This is a genomic window from Winogradskyella pulchriflava (assembly GCF_042434315.1).
GTDB classification, from domain to species: Bacteria; Bacteroidota; Bacteroidia; order Flavobacteriales; family Flavobacteriaceae; genus Winogradskyella; species Winogradskyella pulchriflava.
Genome location: NZ_JBHLTQ010000005.1, coordinates 250,949 through 276,428, shown reverse-complemented (window position 1 = coordinate 276,428; position 25,480 = coordinate 250,949). Strand labels below are relative to the sequence as shown.

Annotated in this window: 27 protein-coding genes; 9 read left to right on the top strand and 18 right to left on the bottom strand. The window is 34.6% G+C overall.

Features of this window, described 5'->3' with window-relative positions:
* Positions 1 to 29 precede the first annotated feature (29 nt).
* Both ACFFGA_RS10620 and ACFFGA_RS10615 read left to right on the top strand, forming a co-directional pair.
* Complete coding sequence (locus tag ACFFGA_RS10620) at positions 30 to 2,003, top strand: M1 family metallopeptidase (protein ID WP_386063616.1); 1,974 nt, start codon at positions 30 to 32, stop codon at positions 2,001 to 2,003.
* Positions 2,003 to 2,887, top strand: coding sequence for a patatin-like phospholipase family protein (locus tag ACFFGA_RS10615; RefSeq protein ID WP_386063613.1), 885 nt, complete (start codon positions 2,003 to 2,005; stop codon positions 2,885 to 2,887). Before ACFFGA_RS10620 ends, ACFFGA_RS10615 begins: the two co-directional genes overlap by 1 nt.
* Positions 2,888 to 2,938: 51 nt before the next feature.
* Here ACFFGA_RS10615 and ACFFGA_RS10610 read toward each other — a convergent pair whose 3' ends face one another.
* Genes ACFFGA_RS10610 through ACFFGA_RS10600 form a run of 3 tightly spaced genes read right to left on the bottom strand, consistent with a single transcriptional unit; the run spans position 2,939 to position 5,164 of the window.
* Positions 2,939 to 3,457, bottom strand: coding sequence for a DUF7935 family protein (locus ACFFGA_RS10610; protein WP_386063611.1), 519 nt, complete (start codon positions 3,455 to 3,457; stop codon positions 2,939 to 2,941).
* A gap of 25 nt (positions 3,458 to 3,482) precedes the next feature.
* Positions 3,483 to 5,036, bottom strand: coding sequence for an FMN-binding glutamate synthase family protein (locus ACFFGA_RS10605; RefSeq protein ID WP_386063608.1), 1,554 nt, complete (start codon positions 5,034 to 5,036; stop codon positions 3,483 to 3,485).
* A 2-nt stretch (positions 5,037 to 5,038) separates the two neighbouring features.
* A complete protein-coding gene (locus tag ACFFGA_RS10600) occupies positions 5,039 to 5,164 on the bottom strand; it encodes a hypothetical protein (RefSeq protein WP_386063605.1) in 126 nt (41 codons plus the stop codon).
* A 133-nt stretch (positions 5,165 to 5,297) separates the two neighbouring features.
* On the opposite strand from ACFFGA_RS10600, the gene ACFFGA_RS10595 reads away from it, so the two are divergent.
* Entirely contained in the window at positions 5,298 to 7,628 is a 2,331-nt protein-coding gene (locus tag ACFFGA_RS10595; RefSeq protein ID WP_386063603.1) for an ATP-dependent helicase, read from the top strand.
* 2 nt (positions 7,629 to 7,630) lie between these two features.
* Here the strand turns inward: ACFFGA_RS10595 and ACFFGA_RS10590 are convergent, their stop codons facing one another.
* From ACFFGA_RS10590 to ACFFGA_RS10580, 3 genes are all read right to left on the bottom strand, one after another.
* Positions 7,631 to 8,572 carry an early set domain-containing protein gene (locus tag ACFFGA_RS10590; RefSeq protein ID WP_386063600.1) on the bottom strand — a complete coding sequence of 314 codons (942 nt, stop codon included), beginning with the start codon at positions 8,570 to 8,572 and terminating at the stop codon, positions 7,631 to 7,633.
* Positions 8,569 to 9,543: a pepsin/retropepsin-like aspartic protease family protein gene (locus tag ACFFGA_RS10585; RefSeq protein WP_386063597.1), complete on the bottom strand. Its 975-nt coding sequence runs from the start codon at positions 9,541 to 9,543 to the stop codon at positions 8,569 to 8,571. The genes ACFFGA_RS10590 and ACFFGA_RS10585 overlap by 4 nt, the downstream gene beginning before the upstream one ends.
* A gap of 65 nt (positions 9,544 to 9,608) precedes the next feature.
* Positions 9,609 to 10,472 (bottom strand): alpha/beta hydrolase, encoded by an 864-nt coding sequence (locus tag ACFFGA_RS10580; protein ID WP_386063594.1) that lies wholly within the window; start codon positions 10,470 to 10,472, stop codon positions 9,609 to 9,611.
* Between the two features lie 47 nt (positions 10,473 to 10,519).
* On the opposite strand from ACFFGA_RS10580, the gene ACFFGA_RS10575 reads away from it, so the two are divergent.
* Positions 10,520 to 11,140 carry an L-threonylcarbamoyladenylate synthase gene (locus tag ACFFGA_RS10575; protein WP_386063592.1) on the top strand — a complete coding sequence of 207 codons (621 nt, stop codon included), beginning with the start codon at positions 10,520 to 10,522 and terminating at the stop codon, positions 11,138 to 11,140.
* On the opposite strand, the gene ACFFGA_RS10570 is transcribed toward ACFFGA_RS10575, so the two are convergent.
* Positions 11,137 to 12,342 carry a multidrug effflux MFS transporter gene (locus ACFFGA_RS10570; RefSeq protein ID WP_386063589.1) on the bottom strand — a complete coding sequence of 402 codons (1,206 nt, stop codon included), beginning with the start codon at positions 12,340 to 12,342 and terminating at the stop codon, positions 11,137 to 11,139. The two genes, ACFFGA_RS10575 and ACFFGA_RS10570, sit on opposite strands and share 4 nt — an antisense overlap.
* Positions 12,343 to 12,424: 82 nt before the next feature.
* Here ACFFGA_RS10570 and ACFFGA_RS10565 point away from each other — a divergent pair, with 82 nt between their 5' ends.
* Both ACFFGA_RS10565 and ACFFGA_RS10560 read left to right on the top strand, forming a co-directional pair.
* Entirely contained in the window at positions 12,425 to 12,871 is a 447-nt protein-coding gene (locus ACFFGA_RS10565) for a DinB family protein (protein WP_386064344.1), read from the top strand.
* Between the two features lie 4 nt (positions 12,872 to 12,875).
* Positions 12,876 to 13,409 carry a GNAT family N-acetyltransferase gene (locus ACFFGA_RS10560; RefSeq protein WP_386063586.1) on the top strand — a complete coding sequence of 178 codons (534 nt, stop codon included), beginning with the start codon at positions 12,876 to 12,878 and terminating at the stop codon, positions 13,407 to 13,409.
* On the opposite strand, the gene ACFFGA_RS10555 is transcribed toward ACFFGA_RS10560, so the two are convergent.
* From ACFFGA_RS10555 to ACFFGA_RS10530, 6 genes are all read right to left on the bottom strand, one after another.
* The gene (locus tag ACFFGA_RS10555; protein WP_386063584.1) at positions 13,406 to 14,947 is read right to left on the bottom strand and encodes an acyl-CoA carboxylase subunit beta; all 1,542 of its coding nucleotides are present in this window, start codon (positions 14,945 to 14,947) and stop codon (positions 13,406 to 13,408) included. The genes ACFFGA_RS10560 and ACFFGA_RS10555 overlap by 4 nt on opposite strands.
* 124 nt (positions 14,948 to 15,071) lie before the next feature.
* Complete coding sequence (gene accC, locus ACFFGA_RS10550; protein WP_386063582.1) at positions 15,072 to 16,511, bottom strand: acetyl-CoA carboxylase biotin carboxylase subunit; 1,440 nt, start codon at positions 16,509 to 16,511, stop codon at positions 15,072 to 15,074.
* Positions 16,512 to 16,988 carry an acyl-CoA carboxylase biotin carboxyl carrier protein subunit gene (locus tag ACFFGA_RS10545; protein WP_386063579.1) on the bottom strand — a complete coding sequence of 159 codons (477 nt, stop codon included), beginning with the start codon at positions 16,986 to 16,988 and terminating at the stop codon, positions 16,512 to 16,514. It abuts the gene before it with no gap.
* Positions 16,989 to 17,070: 82 nt separating this feature from the next.
* Positions 17,071 to 17,745, bottom strand: coding sequence for a PrsW family intramembrane metalloprotease (locus tag ACFFGA_RS10540; protein ID WP_386063576.1), 675 nt, complete (start codon positions 17,743 to 17,745; stop codon positions 17,071 to 17,073).
* A complete protein-coding gene (locus ACFFGA_RS10535) occupies positions 17,742 to 18,302 on the bottom strand; it encodes an NUDIX hydrolase (RefSeq protein WP_386063574.1) in 561 nt (186 codons plus the stop codon). Before ACFFGA_RS10535 ends, ACFFGA_RS10540 begins: the two co-directional genes overlap by 4 nt.
* Positions 18,303 to 18,349: 47 nt before the next feature.
* Positions 18,350 to 19,438 carry a M42 family metallopeptidase gene (locus tag ACFFGA_RS10530; protein ID WP_386063571.1) on the bottom strand — a complete coding sequence of 363 codons (1,089 nt, stop codon included), beginning with the start codon at positions 19,436 to 19,438 and terminating at the stop codon, positions 18,350 to 18,352.
* A gap of 127 nt (positions 19,439 to 19,565) precedes the next feature.
* Here ACFFGA_RS10530 and ACFFGA_RS10525 point away from each other — a divergent pair, with 127 nt between their 5' ends.
* Positions 19,566 to 20,261 (top strand): DUF4294 domain-containing protein, encoded by a 696-nt coding sequence (locus ACFFGA_RS10525; protein ID WP_386063568.1) that lies wholly within the window; start codon positions 19,566 to 19,568, stop codon positions 20,259 to 20,261.
* The gene (gene trhA, locus ACFFGA_RS10520) at positions 20,262 to 20,888 is read left to right on the top strand and encodes a PAQR family membrane homeostasis protein TrhA (protein ID WP_386063565.1); all 627 of its coding nucleotides are present in this window, start codon (positions 20,262 to 20,264) and stop codon (positions 20,886 to 20,888) included. It abuts the gene before it with no gap.
* Here the strand turns inward: trhA and ACFFGA_RS10515 are convergent.
* From ACFFGA_RS10515 to ACFFGA_RS10505, 3 genes are read right to left on the bottom strand one after another with little or no spacing between them, the layout of a single operon-like run.
* Positions 20,885 to 21,313 (bottom strand): DUF4268 domain-containing protein, encoded by a 429-nt coding sequence (locus tag ACFFGA_RS10515; protein WP_386063563.1) that lies wholly within the window; start codon positions 21,311 to 21,313, stop codon positions 20,885 to 20,887. The genes trhA and ACFFGA_RS10515 overlap by 4 nt on opposite strands.
* Positions 21,314 to 21,988: a ZIP family metal transporter gene (locus tag ACFFGA_RS10510; protein WP_386063560.1), complete on the bottom strand. Its 675-nt coding sequence runs from the start codon at positions 21,986 to 21,988 to the stop codon at positions 21,314 to 21,316.
* A gap of 7 nt (positions 21,989 to 21,995) precedes the next feature.
* Complete coding sequence (locus ACFFGA_RS10505; protein WP_386063557.1) at positions 21,996 to 22,727, bottom strand: SAM-dependent methyltransferase; 732 nt, start codon at positions 22,725 to 22,727, stop codon at positions 21,996 to 21,998.
* Positions 22,728 to 22,938: 211 nt separating this feature from the next.
* Here ACFFGA_RS10505 and ACFFGA_RS10500 point away from each other — a divergent pair, with 211 nt between their 5' ends.
* Positions 22,939 to 24,105, top strand: coding sequence for a THUMP domain-containing class I SAM-dependent RNA methyltransferase (locus ACFFGA_RS10500; protein WP_386063554.1), 1,167 nt, complete (start codon positions 22,939 to 22,941; stop codon positions 24,103 to 24,105).
* Between the two features lie 4 nt (positions 24,106 to 24,109).
* Here the strand turns inward: ACFFGA_RS10500 and ACFFGA_RS10495 are convergent, their stop codons facing one another.
* Both ACFFGA_RS10495 and ACFFGA_RS10490 read right to left on the bottom strand, forming a co-directional pair.
* Complete coding sequence (locus ACFFGA_RS10495) at positions 24,110 to 24,916, bottom strand: class I SAM-dependent methyltransferase (RefSeq protein ID WP_386063552.1); 807 nt, start codon at positions 24,914 to 24,916, stop codon at positions 24,110 to 24,112.
* 56 nt (positions 24,917 to 24,972) lie between these two features.
* The gene (locus ACFFGA_RS10490; protein ID WP_386063549.1) at positions 24,973 to 25,446 is read right to left on the bottom strand and encodes a hypothetical protein; all 474 of its coding nucleotides are present in this window, start codon (positions 25,444 to 25,446) and stop codon (positions 24,973 to 24,975) included.
* Positions 25,447 to 25,480: the final 34 nt, after the last annotated feature.

Genomic DNA, 25,480 nt, shown 5'->3' with positions numbered 1-25,480 from the left:
TTGGCGTTATACTTGTATAGTTTTATGATATGAAGAATACTTTTATTGTTTTTTGCCTTTTTATTGTTAATTTTTGTTTTGCTCAACAAGCAGATTTTGTTGATTTTAAACGTGTTGAATCGTTAATTGTATTTAATCAATTGGCAGTGGATAGTACAACGTATAACTCTTACGATGTTAGTTTTAAAATTTTAAAAGCTACGGACTCTATCTATTTAGATGCTGTAAATATGGAGTTTAAACATGTGGCTCTAAATAATTCTGCTGCTAAATTTAAAAATGATGGTAAAAAACTTATTATTTATAATGATTTTCAAAAAGATGAAGAACATAAGTTAAGCTTCATCTTTTTTAACGCTCCTAAAAAAGCCATGTACTTTTTGGGCTGGGAAAATGATGGTAGAAAACAAATCTGGACTCAAGGGCAAGGAAAATATACCAGTAATTGGTTGCCAAGTATCGACGATGTTAATGATAAAATAGAATTTGATTTAAAGTTTTTAGCTCCTCGTGGTTATGAAGTTATTTCTAATGGTAAGCTAAAATCAAAGGCTGATAGTGGTAGTGGTTTGCTTTGGGAATATGATATGGAAAAGCCTATGTCTAGTTATTTGGTTGCTGTTGCTGTTGGTGAGTATAGCAAGAAAAGTGAGTTGTCAAAAAGTGGCATTCCTCTAGAATATTACTACTATCCAGAAGACTCCCTAAAAGTTGAGCCGACGTACCGCTACAGTAAGCAGATGTTTGACTATCTCGAAGACGAAATAGGTGTGCCTTATCCGTGGCAAAATTACAAACAAGTGCCTGTGCATGACTTTTTGTATGCTGGTATGGAAAATACGAGTATCACTATTTTCTCAGATGCTTTTGTGGTGGACTCTATTGGTTTTAATGATAAAAACTATGTTAATGTCAACGCGCACGAGTTGGCACATCAGTGGTTTGGTGATTTGGTGACTGCAAAATCTGGTGAGCATCATTGGTTACAAGAAGGTTTTGCTACCTACTACGCTTTACTAGCTGAGCGCGACATATTTGGTGACGAATACTTTTACTTCAAGCTCTTTGATTCTGCTCAGGATTTGGGTAGGCAAGATATGGCAGGTGATGGCACATCGCTTTTAAATCCAAAATCGAGTAGCTTAACATTTTATCAGCGTGGTGCTTGGGTGCTTCATGCGTTGCGAACTGCTGTTGGTGATAATGTCTTTAAGCAAGCTGTAAAAAATTATTTAAACAAATATCAATTTTCTAGTGCGGAGACTAATGATTTTATTCGTGAAGTGGAGCGATTATATGGCGCAAAATTAACAGGCTTTGTAAATCTATGGCTAAAACAAAAAGAGTTTCCGTTTGATGAAGCTATTACGCTTCTGCAAAAGCAATCCAAGAGGGTTAACGAGTATATAATGGTGAATTGTGAAGCTAATTCATCAAAATGTGCAGAGCAGTTAAAATATTACATATCAGATAAGGCGAAAATTAAAATTATAGCTCAAAATCCGCAATTGGTTACAAAAGAGTTGTTTAATAATAGCTTGAAAGTAAGGCAAGCCATTTCGCAATATGTAACTATTATTCCAAAGGATTTAAAAGAGCACTATGAATCATTGCTTGATGATAAATCTTATATCACTATAGAAAGTGCTTTGTATAATCTTTGGGTTAATTTTCCTGAGGAACGCGCTAAATACCTAACAAAAACAAGAAATATAGAAGGCTTCAAAGATAAAAATGTTCGTTTGTTATGGATTTTGTTAAATCTCAACACACCATTTTATCAAGCTGATAATAAACAAGGTTTATTTGATGAGTTAGTGAACTATACCAGTGATAAGTATAATGCGGATTTAAGGATTAATGCGTTTAATTACTTAAAGCTAATTAAGTCTTGCAACGAACGATGTAAATCTAATCTTGAAAATGCAAAAACACATCACAATTGGAGATTGGTTAAGTTTGCAAAAGAAATGTCTGACGAATTAAATCAAAAACAAAACTAATGCGAGCATTGGTAATCTCAGGAGGTGGAAGTAAAGGGGCATTTGCTGGTGGAGTAGCGCAGTATCTCATGGAGCGCGAAAAACGTGAGTATGATATGTTTTTAGGGACTTCAACTGGGAGTTTGTTGGTACCACATTTGGCTGTAAATGATATTTCTAAACTTTATGACATCTTCACTAATGTACAACAGCAAGATATTTTTAGCGTAAGCCCTTTTGTGCAGCGTAAAAAAGGAGATAGGGAATTTGTATCTATTGATTTTGTGAATTCCATATGGCAATTTATAAGAATGAAACGGACGTTTGGTGAAAGTAAAGCGTTGAGAAGACATATTCGCAAGCATTTTACGCTTGAGGAATATCAAAAAATAAAGAACACAAAGCATGATGTAGTGGTCACGGTCTCTAATCTTTCTATGAATAGAGTGGAGTATAAGTCTATTAACGAATGCTCTTATGATGAATTTTGTAATTGGATATGGATTTCATGTAATTACATTCCGTTTATGTCTTTAGCTAAAGTTGATGGTTATGAATATGCAGATGGAGGTTTAGGTTGTGTAATTCCAATAAGAGAAGCGATATTAAGAGGTGCAACAGAGGTGGATGCGATTGTTTTAGAGGCTGAAACTTTAGGGAAACAAAAAGTATTAGGGAAAAACCCATTTTCGTTAATGATTAGCCTTTTTAGTCATTTGCTAGATCAGGTAGAGCGAAGTGATATTGTTATTGGGAAATTAGCAGCCAAGAATAAAGATGTTAAGCTTAATTTGTATTATACACCAACAAGTTTAACTGAAAACTCATTAATATTCAGTAAGCGTCTTATGGAAAAGTGGTGGCAACAAGGTTATAATTATGCTGAAAAACGACATGATACATAACTGTGCAGTCTTGGTGTTGCATATAAATTGTTTATTTTCTACTAACTAAAACTACCACAATTCACCAACTTCTTGCTTAATATAAGACAAAGCTGCTTTACTAGGTGCTGGCTTGTCCATGAGCTCTGTTAGAATAACTTCGCGCAATTTATTAGCAGTATCGGTTTTGTCATTCATAGTAGCTTTTCTAATAAGTTGGATGGTCGCATTTTTTGCAGCGATTGTTATGTTCCAACATTCATCACTTAGGTAGATTTGTTGTGATAAATTATGCTCAAATTCCTGTTCAATTGTAGCTATAAGTAAATTTTCGTAATCTTCTTTATTTGAGGATGTTGGGTTAACTCTAGTTAGTAATTTTGAAGGAGCTATTCTTTCAAGGAAAAGCGACATACGTTCATAAGCCTGAAGACGAATTGGAAACGCTTCTTTTTGTAAATCTTTTGTGATTAAAAAATTACGACGATTGTTTTCGTTTTCAATATGTTCTCTAAAAAATAAATAAGCAATAGTACCTGTAACTAAAGCAGGTATCGTGTACATTAAAAGATTGATAAGTTGTTGTTCCATTTTATAACTTTATTATTCAGTCTTCTCAAATTTTTCCGCCAAGATACTCACAATCTTTCAAATGCTGCATAGATTTAAAAGGAACTGGAGTTTTTTTGTATTGATAGGTGTTGCTTAGCTCTTCAGAAAGATTATGGTCGTCCACATTAACATCAATGTCATCCATGGTAAATTGGCATGGATGCTCATAACCTGCAGCATGTGTTATTTCTACAAATTCTTTTCTAAAAGTTTTAAAATACTGAGCTAAACGTTCAGATTTTAAAGGAATATCAATACCACGTTGTAACCATTTATTTTGTGTGGCTACACCACTCGGACAACGATTAGTGTGGCAAATTTGTGCTTGTATGCAGCCAATACTCATCATAGCTTCACGAGCAACATTAATACAATCGGCTCCCATAGCAAAAGCCATGGCTGCCTTAGCCGGAAATCCAAGTTTACCACTACCTATAAACACAATGCGCTCAGTAAGCCCTTTGCTTTTAAATAGTTTGTACAAATCGCCAAAGCCGTAAACCCATGGTAATGACACATGATCCGCAAAACTTGGTGGAGCTGCACCTGTTCCGCCTTCACCACCATCAACAGTGATAAAGTCTGGTCCCTTACCAGTTTTAATCATTATATCTGCTAGTTCTTCCCATTGCTCTAGCTTACCAATTGCCGCTTTTATACCAACAGGTAATCCAGTTTCTTCTGCTATGGCTTCAATAAAATCTACCATTTCTGGTACTGTAGAAAAAGCTTTATGGTTTGGAGGCGATAACACAGTTTTACCAACTTCAACGCCTCTGATGTCTGCAATTTCTTGAGTAATCTTTGCTCCGGGCAGCACACCTCCTTTGCCAGGCTTTGCTCCCTGAGACAACTTAACCTCAATGGCACGTATAAAAGGGTTATCTTGTACAAGTTTTTTCATTTTTTCCATTGAAAAACCACCATCTTCTGCACGTACTCCGAAATAACCTGTTCCGAAATGAAAAACAACATCTCCACCATTACTGTGATATGGAGATAATCCACCTTCTCCAGTGTTGTGATAGGCGTTTGCAATTTTAACTCCTTTATTTAGGGATTCAACAGCCCTTGCAGATAGTGAGCCAAAACTCATTGCAGAAACATTAATTACAGATGCTGGACGATACGGTTTACGTCTTTTGTTATATTCGCCCATCACTTTTGCGCAAGGCAGAAATGTTTTGTCTATAGCGTTTGGATGGTTACCTTCAATCTTAAAGGGAAACATTGCGTTGTTTATAAAGATGTGCTGATGCGCATAGATATCTCTATCTGTACCAAAGCCTTCATAATTATTTTCATTTTTAGAAGATGCATAAACCCAGCTACGCTCAATACGATTAAAAGGCAGTTCTTCTCTGTTGTTTGCTACAAAATATTGCCGAATTTCTGGACCAATACCTTCAAATAAGTAGCGAATACGACCAATTACAGGAAAGTTGTGTCGGATGGTGTGTTTTTTCTGAATGATGTCTATAAAAGCTAAAATGGCTAAGATGATAATAATCCATAGCCACCAAGAAATAGAACCTAAGAATTCTAAAATGGAATCCATAATTAATTGTTTAAATAATCTAATGTAAGTTGTGTAAATGTTTCGGTATTAATAATATCTTGATTAATAGTATTTTGAGCAAAAGTGCATGAACATGCAAACAGTACTAATACTAAAAAGGTCTTCATAGATTTATAATTTGCACTAATATATTGATTTTTGATAAAAATGAACTCTTAATATATTGTTTATAATTATTGACTTTTAAATATGGTAAAACCTAGGACAATGGTTATTTTCACAGTTCGAAAAATTTAGCTTTTGGAAAAGTATCTCAATCAACTAAACGACGCTCAATTAGCACCAACATTGCAGAAAGATGGCCCAATGATAATCATTGCTGGCGCAGGTTCTGGTAAAACACGTGTACTAACTTATAGAATAGCTTATTTGATGAGTCAAGGTGTTGATGCATTTAATATTTTGGCTTTAACGTTTACCAATAAAGCGGCTAAAGAGATGAAAGGTAGAATTGCTGACATTGTTGGTGATAGTGGAGCCAAAAATCTTTGGATGGGTACGTTTCACTCAGTGTTTGCAAAGATTTTACGTTTTGAAGGACATCACTTAGGTTTTCCAAGCAATTTTACTATTTATGACACTCAAGATTCTCAAAAACTTTTAGGTTCTATTATCAAAGAACTGGGATTGGATAAAGACATCTATAAAACCAAACAGGTGTATAGCAGAATCTCTTCTTATAAAAACAGTCTTATTACTGTTAAAGCGTATTTCAACAATCCTGAACTAATGGAAGCCGATGCTATGGCGCGACGTCCTAGAATGGGAGATATTTACAAAGAATATGTAGATAGATGTTTTAAGGCTGGCGCTATGGATTTTGATGATTTATTGCTCAGAACTAATGAATTGCTAACACGATTTCCTTCGGTTTTAGCACAGTATCAGAGTAGATTTCGTTACATTTTGGTAGATGAGTACCAAGATACCAACCATTCGCAGTACTTAATTGTAAGAGCTTTGTCTGATCGTTTTCAGAATATATGCGTGGTAGGAGATGACGCACAAAGTATATATGCATTCCGTGGTGCAAATATTAATAACATTCTCAATTTCCAAAAGGATTATGACAATGTAAACGTGTATCGTTTAGAGCAGAATTATCGCTCTACAAAAATGATTGTAGGTGCGGCTAATTCGGTAATAGAGCATAACAAAACAAAACTCGACAAAATTGTTTGGACGGCTAATGATGTTGGCGAAAAAGTAATTGTGCATCGTTCTATGACTGATGGTGATGAAGGTAGGTACGTTGCCAATACTATTTGGGAAACCAAAATGAATGAACAGCTGCCTAATAGTGATTTTGCAGTGCTATATCGTACTAATGCACAGTCGCGTGCTATTGAAGATGCTTTGAGAAAGCGCGATATACCTTATCGTATTTATGGAGGTTTATCATTTTATCAACGTAAGGAAATAAAGGACGTTACGGCATATTTGCGCCTTATCCTTAATACGGCAGATGAAGAGGCTTTAAAACGAGTTATTAACTATCCTGCTAGAGGTATTGGGCAAACTACAATAGACCGATTAGTGGTTGCGGCTAATGCTACAGGTAAAACGATGTACGATATTATGAAAGATATTGATAACGTTTCTATCAATATCAATAACGGTACAAAAAACAAATTAAAAGACTTTGTGACACTTATAGAGAGTTATAAAGTAATGAACCAAAACTCCAATGCTTTTGATTTGGCTGAGCATGTTACAAAAACCAGCGGCTTAATTAGAGAATTGAATAAAGATGGTACTCCAGAAGGTGTAACCAAAATGGATAACGTACAAGAATTGCTCAATGGTATTAAAGATTTTGTTGAAGGCCAAATTGAATTAGCAGATGCTGGTGATTCTTTAGCAGAATTTTTGGAAGATGTGGCTTTGGCTACTGATTTGGATGGAGATAAGGGAGACCCAAACCATGTTGCATTAATGACCATTCACTTAGCAAAAGGTTTAGAGTTTTCGCATGTGTTCATTGTTGGTATGGAAGAAGATTTATTTCCAAGTGCCATGAGTATGAATACTAGAAGTGAGCTCGAGGAAGAACGGCGTTTGTTTTATGTGGCATTAACCAGAGCAGAAAAACAAGCATATCTAACTTATACATTATCGCGTTACCGTTGGGGAAAATTAATAGATGCTGAGCCTAGCCGATTTATAGAAGAAATAGACGAAGAATTTGTAAACATTACGACTCCGTTAAAAGAGCAACGTATTAACCCAATGTTAGATGCGTCTATTTTTGGGGATATTGAGCCTAACAAAATCCGATTTGCAAAACCAAAATCACCAAAATTTCAAAAGAAAGCTCCAAAGCAAAAGACAGAAAATTTTAAGATAAGTACTCCTAAGAAATTGAAACCAGTTGCTCAATCTAATGGAGCTTCAAACCTTTTTGATACGAAACTCACTGTTGGTAATATTGTTAATCATCAACGTTTTGGTAGAGGAGAAGTCTTAAAAATTGAAGGATCTGGTGGTGACCTTAAAGCCGAAATTAAATTTGAAAATGGTGATACCAAGAAGTTGCTATTACGCTTTGCTAAGCTTGAAGTTATAAGCTAGGCTTATTTTACCATGCAAACCGAATTGATATTACCATCATAATCGTATTCTTTAACACTATTGGCAGGATCAGTAATCCATTCGCCATCAACAATAAACTTGTAATGGTACTTACCACCTGAGAGTTTTTGGTTGTAAACCCAACAGCCATCTACTTTTGTCATTTTGTAGTCGTGTTCTGTCCAATCATTAAATTCCCCACTTAATATTACAGTTTTAGCGTTTGGATACTCGCACAGCCTAAAAGTCACAGTTTTTTGAACATCAATAACCGAGTTGTAACCTTCGTGCTCATTTTCAATTTTTGATGGGTTATGAGGGTCTGTAATCCATTTTCCGTCTACAATGAATTTGTACTGGTATATATCTGGTTTTAGTTGTAGTGTTACTTCCCAGCCGTCATCAGTTGGTTTCATCTTAAAACCAGTTTCGTCCCAACGATTAAATGTACCACTTAGAATTACTTTTTTGGCGTCTGTATATCCTTTCAGCTTAAAAGATACATTACCGTAATCTGTTGCAAAAGCACTATAAAGTTTTAGGTTGTAAACACCGTACGACCAACCGTAGTCAGATCTAGCGTCTGTTATATTTTTAAATTCGCGAGAAGGTTCTGCCCAATGCTTGCTATTTACAATAAACTTAAATTCCCAATCAAAATCTGAAGTAAAATCAGCTAAGTCCTTTTTTAAAGTGTATATGGAGTCATTTACTTTGGTCATTTGCCATTGGTCTTTTGCCCAGTTGTTAAACTCACCAGAGACAAAAACGTTCTCTACAGGATCGCCATTGTTTTCAATATTAGGATAATCCTTTATATTAAAAATAAAAGTAACCTCTTCACCTTGTATGTCGTACCCTTTTTTTGTGTTGCTCTGCGCAACGATACTAAGGCTAGATACTAGGAAAACAAAATATAAGATATAGTATTTAGTTATTTTCAAGGCTTTATTATAGGACTCTTTATAAAGTAAAGTTTCCTTTTTTTGTAATTGATTATCGTTCGTTTTTGAGCGAAGAATTCAAAGCCTAATATACCATCGAGGTTAGTGCCAAATGCACTTTTCATGTTTTTCAAGTCAGTAAGCACAGTTTTCATTGGACCTAGATAAATTGAATCGTTCAAACTAACTCTATACAATTTCCCTGCCAAAACTTTTCTTTTTTTACCGCTAGCACCTGAAAGCTTCAATTCTTTGCTAGGATAAAAATACTCTAAAATTTCAGAATCTATGTCTTTATTTAGCTGATTATACTCTGCAGCCGTATCTAAACCAAATATAACATCTTTGTCTCCAACAAGAGCATCAATAATAATCGTGTGTTGTTTCAGCTTAAAATCTATACTATCGTGTATGGTTTCTGCATAGACCTTGTCGCTTAAGTGGTCACCATATTTATCAGTTTTGGTTAAGGTAATCTGATTTAAGTGCATGTCTATAAACACTTCAAAATCTTTAAGAATACTATAGCCAATAATTCCTAGTAACTCTATCCTTTTTACCTTTTCTATATGAGAAAGGTCAATAACATCAGCATCAATATTTTCTAAACTAAGGGTTTTAATGCTTAACTCATCGAGGTATTTTTCTTTTACATTTTCTATATCGTCGTGGACACCACTTTTAGACTTTCCGTCGTCTCTATATTTTCTGGTAGGTTGAAAATGAACACTATTGAGTATTAACGCCTCCGAGCCTGTGTCTATAATAAAATTACCTTCTTTGTCCAGGATTTCCACTTCAACGATAATAAGCTGGTCGATTATTTTAAAAGGAATACGTGTTGTTGATGCGTTTACAATTTCGGCTTTAGAAAAAATAATAGGAGGTTTTGCTTCTAAAGGAATGTCTTCGGTAGCAAAAAGATTCACTGTGATTAGCAGTGCGATGATGATTTTGATTGATTGATGCATACCTAAAAGACTACAATACAGCCCTAAATGTTACATTTTTTTTATTTTTTAACATTTTAAAATGATTACATATGTGTTTCAATAAACGAATGTAGTTTTATAGTGGTATCTAATAAATTGAGACCTATCCAGCCGTGAGCTTCATTTGGGTACAGTGTAAATTCGTGTGTTACGTTTAATTCTGCTAGCTTATCACGCATATCAGTGCCTTGGGTTGTAGGTATTAAAGGATCTTGTCCACCATAAAACAAAATTGTTGGAGGAGCTGAAGACGTTACTTGGTGGTACGGACTCACTTCTTCCAAAAATTCAGTGGTCATATCAATTCCAAAAGTGTCTAAAACTTCTTGTAAAATTGGATTGCTGTTATTCAGATAAGCAGGATCTGTAAAATTGGTTGGGCCAACAACACTACAAACCATATCTACTTGACTAGCGTTATCAAAAGCATAACTCCATAGAAGCGACAAATGAGCTCCTGCACTCACTCCAATAAAACCTAAATCATCAGAAATTGTATAATAATTTTCATTATCCTCTAAATAATCCACAACCGTTGTAATGTCATTTATTTGCATTGGATACGGTTGGTTATTAGCATCTGCCAGTCTATAATTCATGTTCACAATGGCATAGCCTGTCATTTGTGTCTTTATATAATCCTTAAAGGCGTTCATATCGGCTTTATCACCAGTTGTCCAGCCACCTCCATGAATTAAAATGATAGTTTTTGTATCAGCATTACGGTTTGGTGGTAAGTACAAATCAAAAACCTGATCACTGTCATTACCATAAGAAATATTAAATTCTTCGTAAGCAGTCAAAGGGTCTAACACGTTAGAATTGCCATCATCAGAACTGTCCGACGAGCATGAAATAAGTGCTACAACAAAAAATAAGTTGATGAAAAAGAATTTTAAAGCTTTCATAATGAAAATAATATTTACTTTGTAAACGTATTTGAAAGGTACAAATTATGGCTGAGTTTATTAAAATATATCCTGAAAACCCAAACCAAAAGGAAATACAGAAGATTGTAAAGGTTCTAAAGAATGGCGGATTGGTCATTTACCCAACAGATACCGTTTATGGATTGGGTTGCGATATCACTAATGTTAAAGCTCTAGAGCGTATAGCAAGAATAAAAGGTGTAAAGCTCGAAAAGTCTAATTTCTCGTTTGTATGTGAAGATTTAAGTAATCTCAGTGATTATGTAAAGCAAATTGACACGACCACTTTTAAAATCTTAAAACGTGCTTTGCCAGGTCCTTATACCTTTATCTTACCAGGTTCTAAAAATTTGCCTAATCCTTTTAAAAAGCGAAAAACAGTTGGTATAAGAGTACCAGATAATTCTATTGCTTTAGCTTTGGTGAATGCTTTAGGAAACCCAATAGTTTCTACATCTATAAGAGATGAGGATGACGTTATTGAATATACCACAGATCCAGAATTGATTCTTGAAAAATGGGACAATCTTGTTGATGTTGTCATTGATGGTGGTTATGGAGGTAATGAAGCATCTACTATTATTGACTTGTCAGAAGACGAGCCAATAATTGTTAGAGAAGGAAAAGGGGATTTAGAGATTTTTTAAATCTTAGCTGGTTTTACTCTCACAGGCTTTTTTAAACTATAGAATAAACCCATAGTAATAAGACCTGTAACTAAGAAACCTATAAATAGGGGCAAAACAGAAGTCTTTACAAAACTACCTATAAAGTTCGCTATAGGCACAGCCATTACTGTAGAAATAAAGCCATTTAGTGCAGATCCAATTCCGGCAATATGTCCCATAGGTTCCATAGCTAGAGCTCTGTAATTCCCAAACAAAAAAGCAATACTTGCAAATTGAAGGGCAAAAAACAAGAGTAATATTTCAATACTTGGATTTTGTCCAGACCAAAATAAAACAACATAAATAAAAGAAATGGATACAAATGCGATTAATGCTAGATTAACTAAGTTTCGCATACCAAATCGCATTACTAGAGTACTATTTAGATAAGTAGCTAAACCAATAGTTATGGCTAGACTAGCAAATATATATGGGAAATACTCACCTAAATTATATTGTTCTTGAAAAATTTGTTGCGATGTGCTCAAATACACCATAAATGAACCTGTGATAAAACCTGAAAGTAAGGTGTAAATTACAGCAGGTTTTATTTTAAAAAATTCAATTGCACCTGTTTTAAAAATGGACAGCCGAAAGGTTTTTTTATGATGTTCGTTAAGTGTCTCTGGTTGACGTCTCCAAAACCATAACATTACTAATAAGCCAAAGATTAGGTTTACAGTAAAAATTGATTGCCACCCAAAATTAAATAATAAGAATTGGCCCAATATTGGTGCAATTACAGGTACTAAAATAAAAGTCATAACCACAATAGAAAGGATCTTTGCCATATGATCTCCACTATAAGAATCCCTTACAATAGCAATGCTCATAGTCCTTGGAGACGAAAGACCGATACCTTGTAAAACACGCCCCAATAGCATAACTTCAAAACTACGCGTAGTAACACATATAATTGATGCAATTACAAAGACACCAAAACCAAAATATACCATGGGTTTTCGTCCAAAACTATCAGAAAGTGGTCCAAAAATAAGTTGTCCAACTCCAAGCCCTAAAAAAATAGTAGTTATGAGTTTTTGGTTTTCGGTTGCATTAACACTATTTAAATAGTCACCTATTTCTGGTAGTGCAGGTAACACCGCATCAATAGATAAAGCTACAATAGACATTAGTGCTGCCATTAAGGCAACGAATTCAAGTTGTGACCGTTTTTGCATGGCGCAAAAGTAATTTAAATATTGCCTATTTTTGGTATATCTTATATTAAAAACCGATATTAATATTCAATTACCACATAGCATGCTAAAGCATACGTTAATAAAGCTCTTTAAGAGGGATTTAAATAAATTAAAAGAAGAAATAAATTTATATAAAGATGAAACAAACCTATGGAAGGTTGAAGGTTTGGTAACCAATTCTGCTGGTAATTTATGTCTTCATCTGTTTGGAAACTTAAATCATTTTATAGGTGCTATACTAGGAGATACTGGTTATGTTAGACAACGCGATTTAGAGTTTTCGCTTAAAAATGTTCCAAGAGCTGAACTGATTGAACAAATAGATGATACTATTAAAGTTGTTGAAGAAACTATAGATGGATTATCCGAAAGTGATTTGCAAAAGCAATATGAATTATTAGTCTTTAAAGAACAAACTACCACTGAATATTTTTTAGTGCATTTAGCGATGCATTTAGCTTATCATTTAGGACAGATTAATTACCATAGACGATTATTAGACAAGTAATAGAATGATGACTTTCGATAACTTTAAAATTAACTTGATGCAACCAAATGAAAGTGAGGCCTTTTTCTATTTGATTGAAAATAACAGAAATCGGCTTGAAGATTTTTTTGCTGGTACCGTTGCTAAAACTCTAACCTTAGAAGATGCGCTAACTTATGGTGAAGAAATTCAAGAGCGGATAAGTCAACAAAGCTATTTTCCTTTTTTAATTACTGATACGACAACTGATACTTTTGTGGGTTTAGTAGATGTTAAAAACATTTCTTGGGATATCCCAAAAGCAGAATTAGGTTATTTTATAGATGCTAATTATCAAGGAAAAGGTTTAACCTCAAAAGCTTTTAAATTGGTCATAGATTATCTGATTGAAACCTATAAGTTCAAAAAAATGCTTTGCAGAGTTGGTAGCAAAAACACGGCTAGTATTAATGTCGCATTGAAAAATAACTTTCAGCTCGAAGGTACTATTCGTAATGATTATAAAACTACTAAAGGTGAAATTGTGGACTTAAATTATTATGGACGTGTGTTCGACTAAAGCGGAATATTCCCATGCTTACGCTGAGGTCTAACAACTTCTTTGTTTTTAAGCATACTAAACGCTTTTATCAGTTTACGTCTTGTGTTTTGAGGTAAAATCACTTCATCAACAAAACCTCGCTGTGCAGCACTGTACGGATTTGCAAATAACTCGGCATATTCGGCTTCTTTTTCTTTCCACTTCGCTTCTTTGTCTTCTGCAGCTGAGATGTCGCGTTTAAAGATGATTTCAGCAGCACCTTTTGCTCCCATTACGGCAATCTCGGCATTTGGCCACGCAAAATTCATATCTGCTCCAATGTGTTTAGAATTCATTACATCGTAAGCTCCACCATAAGCTTTACGTGTAATAACAGTTACTCTCGGTACTGTAGCTTCACTAAATGCATATAATAGTTTTGCTCCGTTTACAATAATACCATTCCATTCTTGGTCTGTTCCTGGTAAAAATCCTGGCACATCTTCTAAAACTAACAACGGAATATTAAAACAATCGCAAAAACGTACAAAACGTGCACCTTTTTTGGAACTGTCAACATCTAATACTCCTGCTAAGAACATAGGTTGGTTAGCAATAATACCAATAGACTTTCCTCCTAATCGAGCAAAACCTACTATAATATTTTCAGCATAGTTTTTATGAATTTCATAAAACGAACCTTCATCTATGATGCCTTCAATAACCTGATGCATATCGTAAGGTTTATTAGGATTTTCTGGTACTATGTCCGAAAGCACATCTCTAACCTCATCATCAAGCTCAAAAGCTAAATCTTCAGGTTTTTCTTTATTGCTTTGTGGTAAATAGCTCAATAAGGTTTTGATACCCTCTAAACATTCCACATCGTTTGATGAGGTTTTATGAGCCACACCAGATTTTGAAGCATGTACACTTGCTCCACCAAGTTCTTCACTTGTAACCTCTTCATTAGTTACGGTTTTTACCACGTTTGGACCTGTAACAAACATATAGCTTGTATCTTCTACCATCAAGGTAAAATCGGTCATTGCTGGAGAGTAAACCGCTCCACCAGCACATGGACCCATAATAGCAGAGATTTGAGGAATAACACCAGAAGCTTGTACATTTCTGTAAAAAATATCTGCATAACCTCCTAATGAACGCACACCTTCTTGGATACGTGCTCCACCAGAATCGTTAAGTCCAATGATTGGAGCGCCAACGTTAACAGCCATATCCATAATCTTACAGATTTTCTCCGCATGGGTTTCTGATAAAGAACCACCAAACACTGTAAAATCTTGAGCAAAGACATAGATTAATCTTCCATTTACCGTTCCATAACCTGTAACCACACCATCACCGTAGAACACTTGTTTATCCATACCAAAACTCTTGGTTCTGTGCGTAACTAATGCTCCAATTTCTTCAAAAGAGCCTTCGTCAAGTAAATACATAACACGTTCTCTAGCGGTTAACTTTTTCTTTTGGTGCTGTTTGTCAATTCGTTTTTGTCCACCTCCTAATTTGGCTAAGGCAAGTTTATCGTTTAGTGTTTTTATTTTGGAATCCATATTGTCTTATTTTGTCATTCTGAACTCGTTTCAGAATCTATAATATTGTGAGTTCTTAAGCATTTCGACTGCGCTCAATGTGACAGCAGAACTTAAAACTACTATCTGAGACTGCGACTGAAAACTAACCAGGTACTCTTAATAATTTCTGATCTTTTAAATAGCGTTTTAATGCAATTTTTGCTGCAATTTCAGCTTCTTTTTTATGTTGTTTCTCAAGTAGGCTAGGTGAGTAGTACTTTTTTACAAAGTGCGTATCAAAATTACCACTTCTAAAGGCTTCGTGTTCACAAACAAAACGTCCAAAAGGTAAAGTGGTTTCTACACCTTCTATATGATAATTGTCTATAGCTTGAAGCATGGTTCCAATAGCCTCTTCACGTGTTTTTCCGTAAGTAATCAATTTTGAAAGCATTGGGTCGTAATAGATAGGAATATCCATACCTTCTTCAAAACCGTTATCAACTCTAATGTTATTTCCTACAGGAAGTCTGTAAACCTCTAAGTTTCCAACGCTAGGCAAGAAGTCGTTCATTGGGTCTTCTGCATAAACACGTAGTTCTAATGCATGGCCATTGATTTTTAAATCCTCTTGTTTAATATCTAGTTGTTCACCTCTGGCTACTTTTATTTGAAGTTCTACCAAATCTACACCAGAAATCCATTCGGAAACGGGATGCTCTACTTGTAATCTGGTATTCATTTCTAAGAAGTAAAAATTTAAATTTTCATCTAAAAGAAATTCTACAGTACCAGCTCCAATATAATCGCAAGAACGTGCCACATTGATTGCTGCTTGTCCCATTTTTTCTCTTAACTCCGGTGTTAAAACCACAGAAGGAGCTTCCTCTACAACTTTTTGATGACGACGCTGTATGGAACATTCGCGCTCAAAAAAGTGAAGTACATTGCCATGCATATCTGCCATCACTTGTATTTCGATATGGCGAGGAGAACCCACATATTTTTCAATAAATACAGAGCCATCACCAAAAGCATTTGTGGCTTCACTGATAGCTCTATCCATTTGCGATTCAAATTCAGATTCCTTTTCTACAACACGCATGCCTTTTCCTCCACCTCCTGCAGAGGCTTTAATAAGAATAGGAAACCCAATTTCTGAAGCTATTTGTTTTGCTTTCGAAATATCGGTTATGGCTTCGTCTGTACCAGGAACCATAGGTATGTCGTAAGCTTTTACAGTTTCTTTAGCTGCTAACTTACTTCCCATTACTTTTATAGCCTTAGAACGAGGTCCAATAAAAATGATATCGTTTGCTTCGCATAGCTCCGCAAAGTCAGCATTTTCACTTAAAAAACCGTACCCAGGATGTATAGCATCTACTTGTAGTGATTTTGCAACATCTATAATTTTATCTCCTTTTAAATACGATTCGTTAGAAGGTGCAGGACCTATACAAACCGCTTCATCGGCATATTTTACATGAGGAGCATTTCTATCGACTTCAGAGAAAACAGCAACTGTTTTAATACCCATTTTTTTCGCAGTTCGCATGACACGAATCGCAATTTCTCCACGATTTGCAACTAATATTTTTTTCATTTACTCAAATTCTATTAAAAGTGCATTTTTATCTACTGTTTCGCCTTTGTTCACCTTAATGGATTTTATAATACCATCTCTTGGTGATGTCAATACATTTTCCATTTTCATGGCTTCAAGAATTAAAAGCGCATCACCTTCTTTAACTTCAGCACCTTCATTGATTGTGATTTCCAAAATTAAGCCTGGCATTGGTGCTTTAATATCGCTAACGGCTTTTGAAGCTCCAATTTCAAAACCTAAGGCTTCTATTTGTTGGTCTAAAGCGTCATGGATATTGACTTTGTACGTATTGTTATTGACTTTAACCGTGTATACTTTGGAGTTGAAATCAGAATCTAGGATTGTTGATTTTATTGAAGTGCTTTTGTCTAACACATGGAAGTTGTTGGGTGACGATTCAACACTATCTAAACCATCAACATCTTGTTTTGAAATATCAAATTGGTGTGATGCGTTCACTTTTACTTTATACATGATAATCTATTTTAAAATTCAAGGATTATGAATTTAAAGGTATCAAAATTATGAAATTAATAATTTTAAGCCGATAATTTTTTTAAGTTTTAAAATGAGAAGCCTCTTGATGGCTTTTAATGGCTTTTTTTGATAAATATATGGCGATTGCCAATGAGATAAAAGCTCCAATAGAAATACCAGGAATAAACCTTATAAACAAAAAGAAATCATAGGCTCCATGAAATAAAACTGCCAAAAATAATCCTGCCATATTAAGAGCAAACCTATTATTTGAAAACTTTGCTTTTCCCATAAAATAACCCATTAAAATTCCAAATGTAGCATGTGCTGGGACTGCTGTAAACGCTCTTAGTATAGCAGTTTCGTAGCCACTTTGTAAAACGTACATAATATTTTCGGTACAAGCAAAACCCATAGACACCATAACAGCATAGATAATACCATCATAAGGTTCGTTAAAGGCCTTTTTTGGTTGGGCAAAATATTTTACGATTACATATTTGCTAAATTCTTCAGCCAAGGCAACCACAACAAAAGCCTGTACAAACTGTTGCCATATACTATACTCATCTGTTAACGGAATTAGTTTTCCGGTAAAAAGGTATAATACGGTAACAATGATAATACTAAGAATGGCACCAAATAAAAAGCCTAATAACAATAAACCTTTAGGCTCTTTTTCATATTTATCCTGAAAATAGATATAAAGTATAATGGTGAAAACTGGTGCAACTGCTAGTAAGATTAGATTCATTCAAAGGTGAGTTCATTATGTATTTCAAAATTAACAAAATGATAATAGCCTTGATTACTATCAACAAAATGCATGTTTTTGGCACTATTAAGCGCTAGGTCTGTAAAGGTTTCTAATGTTACAAGCTTAAGCGCTTCTACTTCATTGGGCTGTGGAACTAAATCTTCAAACGGTACTTTTAATTCTGATATAAAAACATGATGAAATTCGTTATCCTGTATGGCTCCATTAAAATAAGTAGCTTCGTGAAATTGTGTAGAAATTCGTCTTAAATCGTTACGATGAATTTCTAAACCAATTTCTTCTTTGGTTTCCCTTACAGCTGCGTCTTCAATAGATTCGCCAGCATCTACATGTCCTGCTACCGAAACATCCCAAAGCAATGGACATATTTTCTTTTTGTGAGATCGTTGTTGCAAAAGTATACGACCATCATTTGTGTAAAACCAAACATGAACCGTATTGTGTAACCATCCGTTTTTATGAACTTCGGATTTTAATGCTACTTCTCCTGTTGGTCTACATTTTTCATCTACTATGTCAAGATACTCGTCCATAATAAAAATTTAAAGTCTTAATAAATCCTATAGAGCGACCTATTAATTTATTTAAAATAACTAAATGTCTCTCCTTCTTTTATTTTAAGGAGTGTTTCGTAAATCAGTTTAATCACATTTTCCACATCGCTTTTGTGTACCATTTCTACAGTTGTGTGCATGTAACGTAATGGTAAGGAAATCAATGCAGAAGCAACTCCGCCATTGCTATAAGCAAAAGCATCTGTGTCTGTACCTGTTGCTCTAGATAATGCAGCGCGTTGAAAAGGTATTTTCTTTTTCTCAGCAGTATCAGTGATTAAATCTCTTAATTTTTGTTGTACAGCTGGTGCATAAGCAACCACAGGTCCTTTACCAATTTCTGCATAGCCTTGTTTCTTTTGGTCTATCATTGGAGTAGTGGTATCATGAGTTACATCTGTAACAATGGCAACGTTTGGCTTTATGGTTTCTGTAATCATTTCTGCACCACGTAAACCTATTTCTTCCTGCACAGAGTTGGTAACATAAAGCCCAAATGGTAATTTCTTTTTGTTTTCGTGTAGCAAGCGTGCCACTTCAGCAATCATAAAACCACCCATTCTATTATCTAAGGCACGACAAACAAATTTATCTTTGTTTAAAATATGAAATTCATCAGGATAGGTAATAACACAACCAACATGAACTCCCATTTTTTCAACTTCCTCTTTATCTTTTGCACCTATATCAATGCAGATGTTATCTGGTTTTGGTGCTTCTTCTTTTGATTTATTTCTTGTGTGTATTGCTGGCCATCCAAAAACACCTTTTACAATGCCTTTTTTGGTATGTATGTTTACAATTTTACTTGGTGCAATTTGGTGATCGCTACCACCATTACGAACAACATAAAGTAAGCCTTTATCAGAAATGTAATTAACATACCATGAAATCTCATCAGCATGACCTTCTATAACTACTTTGTATTTGGCTTTTGGGTTTATAACGGCAACTGCTGTGCCATAAGTGTCAGTTATAAATTCATCTACATAAGGTTTTAGATAATCCATCCAAATTTTTTGCCCTTCCCATTCATAACCAGTTGGTGATGCGTTATTTAAATATTTTTCTAAAAAGTCCATTGACTTTTTATTTAGTAATTGTTGTTTCGCCATTCTTGTAAAATTTTCCCCTAAAATAATAATATTAATACTAATTTATGGTTAGTGGTAGTATTAATTATTAATTTTGAAAACCGAGTGAAACCATAACTTTGGAATGATTTTGGTACAAACAAATTACATGAAGTATATTACATACATAGCGTTATTGTTTTCCTTTATGGGTTTTGCGCAAGAAGATCCTGTAAAGCAAGATTCAACAGAAGTGCATTATATCATTATTGAAGGAGATTCTATTCCTGTAACTTCTGTAGAACTGGACGAAGTTTTAGTATTGCCAAATCTTAATTTTGAAGACAGAGATGCTAGGATTAGATATATCATTTTAAGACGTAAAACGCTTAAAGTGTATCCTTATGCCAAATTGGCTGCCGAACGTTTGGAAACCTTACAAAAGCGTCTTGATCAATTAGAACGTAAACGCGATAAGAAGAAGTACGCTAAAGTCATTCAAAGATATATTGAAGACGAATTCTCAGAAGAGTTGAAAAAACTGACTAAAACCGAAGGGCAAATCCTGGTAAAATTAATTCACAGGCAAACTGGCAAGACCACCTTTGAGCTTATAAAGGAACTGCGAAGTGGTTGGCGCGCCTTTTGGTTTAATAGTACTGCAAATTTGTTTAACATTTCCTTAAAGAAGGAGTTTGCGCCCATTGATGTAGAGGAAGATTATTTAATAGAGGATATTCTTCAACGTGCTTTTCAGAATGAACAGCTAAAGCGCCAAAATCCTGCGTTTGATATCGATTTTTATGCTTGTGTGAATAAATGGTCTAAACCAAAAACTGGCGATAAAACAAAAGCTAAGCAATAAATGCGCATACAGACCAAACTCGAAGAACAGCTTAATGCATGGTCGCATGGTATTGGAGCAGCCTTAGGTATTGCAGCCTTAATTTTACTGATTGTTTATGCAGATGACTCTAAACCTTGGAGTTTGTTTAGCGTTATTGTTTATGGCATTTCTATCATTATTTTGTTTTTAGCATCAACATTTTACCATGCTGTAAAAGGGGAGAAACGCAAACATTATTTTAGAATTGTAGATCATATAAGCATCTATTTATTGATTGCAGGAACTTACACACCTGTATTATTAATTACACTTTCAGATAGTTTGGGTTGGCCATTATTTTGGACAGTTTGGGGAATTGCAGCTTTTGGTGTTATTCTGAAACTCTTTTTTACAGGCCGATTTGAGCTGTTTTCAACGCTTTTGTACCTGGTAATGGGTTGGCTTATAATATTTGACTTCACTAACTTATCTAATGCTATTGGACCAAACGGAGTGTTGTGGTTGTTTGCTGGTGGATTATCTTATACAATAGGCATCATTTTTTATGCTTTGCATAAAGTGCCTTATTTTCATGTGGTTTGGCATTTATTTGTGCTTGGTGGTGCTATTTGCCATTTTTTTATGATATATAATCATGTGATTTAAGGTTTAATAATATCGTGATATTCTTCAAAAAAAGTTTCAAACAAAATCATGTTGGTATTAAAGAATTCCATAACATCGCGCCAGGTGTTTTTGTTATGGATAGATACCTTTTGTTTTAACGGTAAATAGATGCGTGAGATTTCTTTTCCGTTTTCAAGATAGTATTCTTCTTCGTAAATGGCTTCTGGTAAGTATTCCTCTATAAGAATGCTTTTTAGGGCTACAAGTTTTTCCCAGCAATTAATACGGTTTTCTAAATCGTCCTCTAGGTCTAGCGCTATCAATGCAGACTTGGTGTCGAAATGAAATTTAAAGGCTAAACCTTTTATTTTGGTATTGTACAATAGCCATTTTCTTGGAAAGGATTTGCCAAAACTGGTCCAAAATTCTTGTCTTAAAAGTCTGCTTTGTTCTTTGCTAAACATTTAGATAAAATACGCAATTAACACACCCAAACAAATCGCTAAGAGCTTAGATAAATTAAATTTATGACCTTCGCCTGTTTCAAACAAAATAGTGGTTGAAATGTGTAAAAAGATACCAATAACGATTGCATTAACGACATCTACATAATCGGCTACAAAAGAAACATTATTAGATACTATAGTCCCTAAAGGCGTCATAGCAGCAAATACAATTAAAAAGGCTGCAATTTGAAGTTTACTATAATTAGAATGTAGTAAAAATGCCGTAATTAAGGCAGCAATGGGTATTTTGTGAATTAGCACTCCGTACACCATGTCATTATGTTGGTGAATAGGAAAACCTTCTAAAAAACTATGAATACATAAACTAATAAACAATAACCACGGAAAGACTGTATCTTCTTTATGAATATGGATATGGCCATGCTCAGCTCCTTTAGAGAAAAACTCTAAGATAATCTGTAGCAAAATACCACACATTATAAAAAGTCCAGTTTGTTTGGCTTCTATATGGTGATATACTTCTGGCAACAAATCAAAAAGTGTAAGTGCTAATAAAAATGCACCGCTAAAGGATAATAGAAGTTTGGTGCCTACAGATTTTTGCTTTTTGGTTAAAAAAGCGATAATAACACCAATTATAATTGCATATACAGGAAACAGGTATTTGTTCATGTTTACTTTACTTAAAAATCATAATCAAACGTTCTGATGTTTTTGAGTGGTATTTGCGTAGTTTATAATCACCAAAAACATCCAATAAATAGACTCCAGCTTTTTTAAAAAGCAATTGAAAATCTTCTAAAGTAAACGCTTTTACACGTTCTTGAAACTCATAGATTTCACCATCTGCTTTAAAGCTTATGTCTTTAACTATATAACCATCTTTTACACTTCTTTTCTGATGAAAGTCTATGCCTTCAACAGTCTTAACATCTTCGGTAACTAAGTTGTCAATCACATAATTTACGTTCATAAAGTCGATAACTCCAAAACCAAAATCATTAAGTTCAGCCTTAATGGATTCAATAGTGTGAAGATTACAGTTGTCGTCTTCAAAATAGCCAAAACTTGTAAAAAGATTAAACACAGCATCAAAACGATCAGGATAAGGTTTGCTCATATCGTGCACATCGAACTTTAAAGTGTCATTTTCAAATTGTTTGGCGTGTGCAATGCTTTGCTCAGATAAATCAACACCTGTAACTTGGTAACCTAACGTATTTAAATACACAGAATGTCTGCCTTTTCCGCATGCCAAGTCTAAGATTTTTCCACCTTCAGGAATATTTAGGTAGTTGGTAAGATTATCCATAAACACTTGGGCTTCTGCATAATCTCTGTCTTTATATAGAATGTGGTAATATGGTGTGTCAAACCACGACGCATACCATTGTTTAGTTGATTTACTCATATCATTTCCTGCGAAAGCAGGAATCTTTTTAATTATTGGTTGTCATTCAGAGCAAAGCGAAGATTCTCTAAAAAAAAGAGAGCGATTTCTATAACTTTGCCCAAAGTTTTGCTTGTCTGCCAGTTAGAAAGACAATGAGGTCTCCTATTGCTATTTTTAGGATGCCGTCCTGCAAAAATAGTGTAAATTTGCAATCTATTAGACGTACTACATGGACAATAATTTCAAGATGGTTGCCAAAACCCTATTTGGCTTCGAAGATATTTTAGCAAAAGAATTGACACAACTTGGTGCCATGGATGTGGAGAAAGGTGTTAGAAATGTGAGTTTCGTGGGCGACAAAGGTTTTATGTACAAAGCTAACCTTGGTATTAGAACAGCTATTAAAATTTTAAAACCTATTAAGTCGTTTAGAGTTACAAGGGAGGATGATCTTTATAAAAATGTAAAGAACATTAAGTGGGAAAACTACTTAAAGTCTTCGGGTTCTCTTGCGGTAGATGCAACGGTACATCATAGTGTGTTTACGCATTCGCAGTACACGGCTCTAAAAACTAAAGATGCTATTGTAGATCGTTTTAGAGAAAATGGTGGTACACGTCCTGATGTAGATTTGCGTTTTCCGGATTTAAAAATCAATGTGCATATAGACAGACAACGTTGCACAATTTCATTGGATACTTCTGGCGAATCTTTACACAGACGTGGTTATAAAACGGCTACCAATATAGCGCCAATAAACGAAGTCTTAGCTGCTGGATTGATAATGATGAGCGGTTGGGATGGTCAGACCGATTTTATGGATCCTATGTGTGGTAGTGGTACGGTGTTGGCAGAAGCTGCGATGATTGCATGTAATATTCCGCCAAATTTAATGCGAAAGGAATTTGCTTTTGAACGTTGGGAAGATTGGGATGTGGATTTGTTTGAAACCATTGAAGAATCACTATTAAAAAAGACACGCGAATTTCATCATAAAATTATCGGTTACGACAAGTCTCCTTCTGCAGTAAGAAAGGCTATTGAGAATATCAAAAATGCACATTTAGATGAGTTTATCCATATACAGCACGAAGATTTCTTTAAGACTCAAAAAGCAGGAACAGATAAGTTGCACATGGTGTTTAACCCTCCATATGGTGAGCGTTTAGAAAACTTAAACGTTGAAGAGTTCTACGGAAATATAGGCACAACCCTAAAACATGGTTATCCTAATACGAATGCGTGGTTAATTACATCTAATCTTGAAGCCTTAAAATTTGTTGGTCTTCGTCCTTCGCGAAAAATTAAAGTGTTTAATGCGAAGCTAGAATCACGTTTGGTGAAATACGAAATGTATGAAGGTAGCCGAAAGGCTAAGAAGCAGGATTTGAGTTAGGAATCTAAGATGTCTTTCTGATAATCCAAATATCCTGAGGCACCCAATCCTTACTTGTTGAGGTTTGTATAATATGGTCTAATATTTCAACATCCTTAAATAAAGTTTCCACAAATGGTTTTGGATGAAAGGCAGAGTAAGTACGATGACCTTCTTTAACATTGCCTCTAACAACAATTTTTCCTTGTGAATAGGTGTTGAGTTCTGTTTCCGATAGCTTTACCTTAAAATTGTCTCCTTGCATTGTTAGCAACATTATACCTCCTGGTTTTAGTACACGATGCAACTCATTAAACCAATCGTAATGTAACTGTTCAGAGAGGTGTGTAAATATAGAAATGCCATAGATAACATCCATATAATTACTCTCGTAAGGAAGGTTTGCTGTTAATTCGTTTTTGTTGAATTTTATATCTGGTAGATTTTTAGAACACCAATCAATTGATCTTTCATTGTAATCTGTACCAAAAAACTCACAGCCATTATTTATAACTTTTGGCATGTGTCTTATAATACGTCCTGGTCCACAGCCCCAATCTAAAACTCGTACATTCTTTAATTCAATATGTTTTGAAAAATGCTCAGTTAACCACTTTGCCATATTTAAACCACCATTATAGTACTTGTCATAATCCATTTGAAAAGATTCGTACATAAGATAGTCTGGTGGTAACTTAATGTCTTTATGATTGTTTTTAAAGTTAGAGTTTACACGCCTATTCTTGTACTTTTGAAGATGATAACGCACCTTGTCTGTGAGGTATATAAGCCTTAATTGACGTAATAAATTTGAAATTTGACTTTTCTTCATGTGTAAAAAAACCTTGCTGTTTAAGGTGTGTTGGGCAAATATAATATAATGCTTAACTATTGCAGTTCTTGAAGCTGTAAATTATAATCGTACTGCAAATCTTCATGCAGAACACTGATTTTTTTCTTGATAGATTCAATCTGTCTTTGGTACAAATTGCTTAGCGTTGTGTTTCTATGGATAGAAGGTCTTAGCTCATTTAAACGTTCGCAAAAATAGAGTAGGAGTTCAATCTCAGTAGTTTTCTTTAATGAGTAACGACTATAAATTCTAATTTGCCTAAGAATCTTTCTTATGGTCTTTTTCATGTAGAAATAACTATCTGTATTTATACCTTCAAATAGTTCGTCTAATGTAGATTTTACGCTTAGCACATAGCCATCTTCATCATGTGCTTCAAATAATAAATAGGTGAGGAGAGCTTTGTTTTCCTTTTTAAATTTTCCCAGACGTAAACACAATTCCAAAAGTTCATCTTTTGTATGGTGTTTTAGCTCTTTTTTTATGGTAACAATAGATTCAATTTTCATCTATTTAAAAATTTTCAAGAACCTGTGATTCTAT

Bases quoted from the DNA above. Each gene is read 5' to 3' on its own strand.
- ACFFGA_RS10490 (WP_386063549.1), bottom strand. From the start codon at position 25,446: ATGAAAATTGAATCTATTGTTACCATAAAAAAAGAGCTAAAACACCAT.
- ACFFGA_RS10555 (WP_386063584.1), bottom strand. From the start codon at position 14,947: ATGGATTCCAAAATAAAAACACTAAACGATAAACTTGCCTTAGCCAAA.
- ACFFGA_RS10515 (WP_386063563.1), bottom strand. From the start codon at position 21,313: ATGTTTAGCAAAGAACAAAGCAGACTTTTAAGACAAGAATTTTGGACC.
- ACFFGA_RS10565 (WP_386064344.1), top strand. From the start codon at position 12,425: ATGCTAAAGCATACGTTAATAAAGCTCTTTAAGAGGGATTTAAATAAA.
- ACFFGA_RS10605 (WP_386063608.1), bottom strand. From the start codon at position 5,036: ATGGATTCCATTTTAGAATTCTTAGGTTCTATTTCTTGGTGGCTATGG.
- ACFFGA_RS10505 (WP_386063557.1), bottom strand. From the start codon at position 22,727: ATGAGTAAATCAACTAAACAATGGTATGCGTCGTGGTTTGACACACCA.
- ACFFGA_RS10615 (WP_386063613.1), top strand. From the start codon at position 2,003: ATGCGAGCATTGGTAATCTCAGGAGGTGGAAGTAAAGGGGCATTTGCT.
- ACFFGA_RS10580 (WP_386063594.1), bottom strand. From the start codon at position 10,472: ATGAAAGCTTTAAAATTCTTTTTCATCAACTTATTTTTTGTTGTAGCA.
- ACFFGA_RS10525 (WP_386063568.1), top strand. From the start codon at position 19,566: ATGAAGTATATTACATACATAGCGTTATTGTTTTCCTTTATGGGTTTT.
- ACFFGA_RS10540 (WP_386063576.1), bottom strand. From the start codon at position 17,745: ATGAATCTAATCTTACTAGCAGTTGCACCAGTTTTCACCATTATACTT.
- ACFFGA_RS10545 (WP_386063579.1), bottom strand. From the start codon at position 16,988: ATGTATAAAGTAAAAGTGAACGCATCACACCAATTTGATATTTCAAAA.
- trhA (WP_386063565.1), top strand. From the start codon at position 20,262: ATGCGCATACAGACCAAACTCGAAGAACAGCTTAATGCATGGTCGCAT.
- ACFFGA_RS10510 (WP_386063560.1), bottom strand. From the start codon at position 21,988: ATGAACAAATACCTGTTTCCTGTATATGCAATTATAATTGGTGTTATT.
- ACFFGA_RS10495 (WP_386063552.1), bottom strand. From the start codon at position 24,916: ATGAAGAAAAGTCAAATTTCAAATTTATTACGTCAATTAAGGCTTATA.
- ACFFGA_RS10500 (WP_386063554.1), top strand. From the start codon at position 22,939: ATGGACAATAATTTCAAGATGGTTGCCAAAACCCTATTTGGCTTCGAA.
- ACFFGA_RS10570 (WP_386063589.1), bottom strand. From the start codon at position 12,342: ATGCAAAAACGGTCACAACTTGAATTCGTTGCCTTAATGGCAGCACTA.
- ACFFGA_RS10575 (WP_386063592.1), top strand. From the start codon at position 10,520: ATGGCTGAGTTTATTAAAATATATCCTGAAAACCCAAACCAAAAGGAA.
- ACFFGA_RS10585 (WP_386063597.1), bottom strand. From the start codon at position 9,543: ATGCATCAATCAATCAAAATCATCATCGCACTGCTAATCACAGTGAAT.
- ACFFGA_RS10530 (WP_386063571.1), bottom strand. From the start codon at position 19,438: ATGGCGAAACAACAATTACTAAATAAAAAGTCAATGGACTTTTTAGAA.
- ACFFGA_RS10600 (WP_386063605.1), bottom strand. From the start codon at position 5,164: ATGAAGACCTTTTTAGTATTAGTACTGTTTGCATGTTCATGCACTTTT.
- accC (WP_386063582.1), bottom strand. From the start codon at position 16,511: ATGAAAAAAATATTAGTTGCAAATCGTGGAGAAATTGCGATTCGTGTC.
- ACFFGA_RS10610 (WP_386063611.1), bottom strand. From the start codon at position 3,457: ATGGAACAACAACTTATCAATCTTTTAATGTACACGATACCTGCTTTA.
- ACFFGA_RS10560 (WP_386063586.1), top strand. From the start codon at position 12,876: ATGATGACTTTCGATAACTTTAAAATTAACTTGATGCAACCAAATGAA.
- ACFFGA_RS10535 (WP_386063574.1), bottom strand. From the start codon at position 18,302: ATGGACGAGTATCTTGACATAGTAGATGAAAAATGTAGACCAACAGGA.
- ACFFGA_RS10620 (WP_386063616.1), top strand. From the start codon at position 30: ATGAAGAATACTTTTATTGTTTTTTGCCTTTTTATTGTTAATTTTTGT.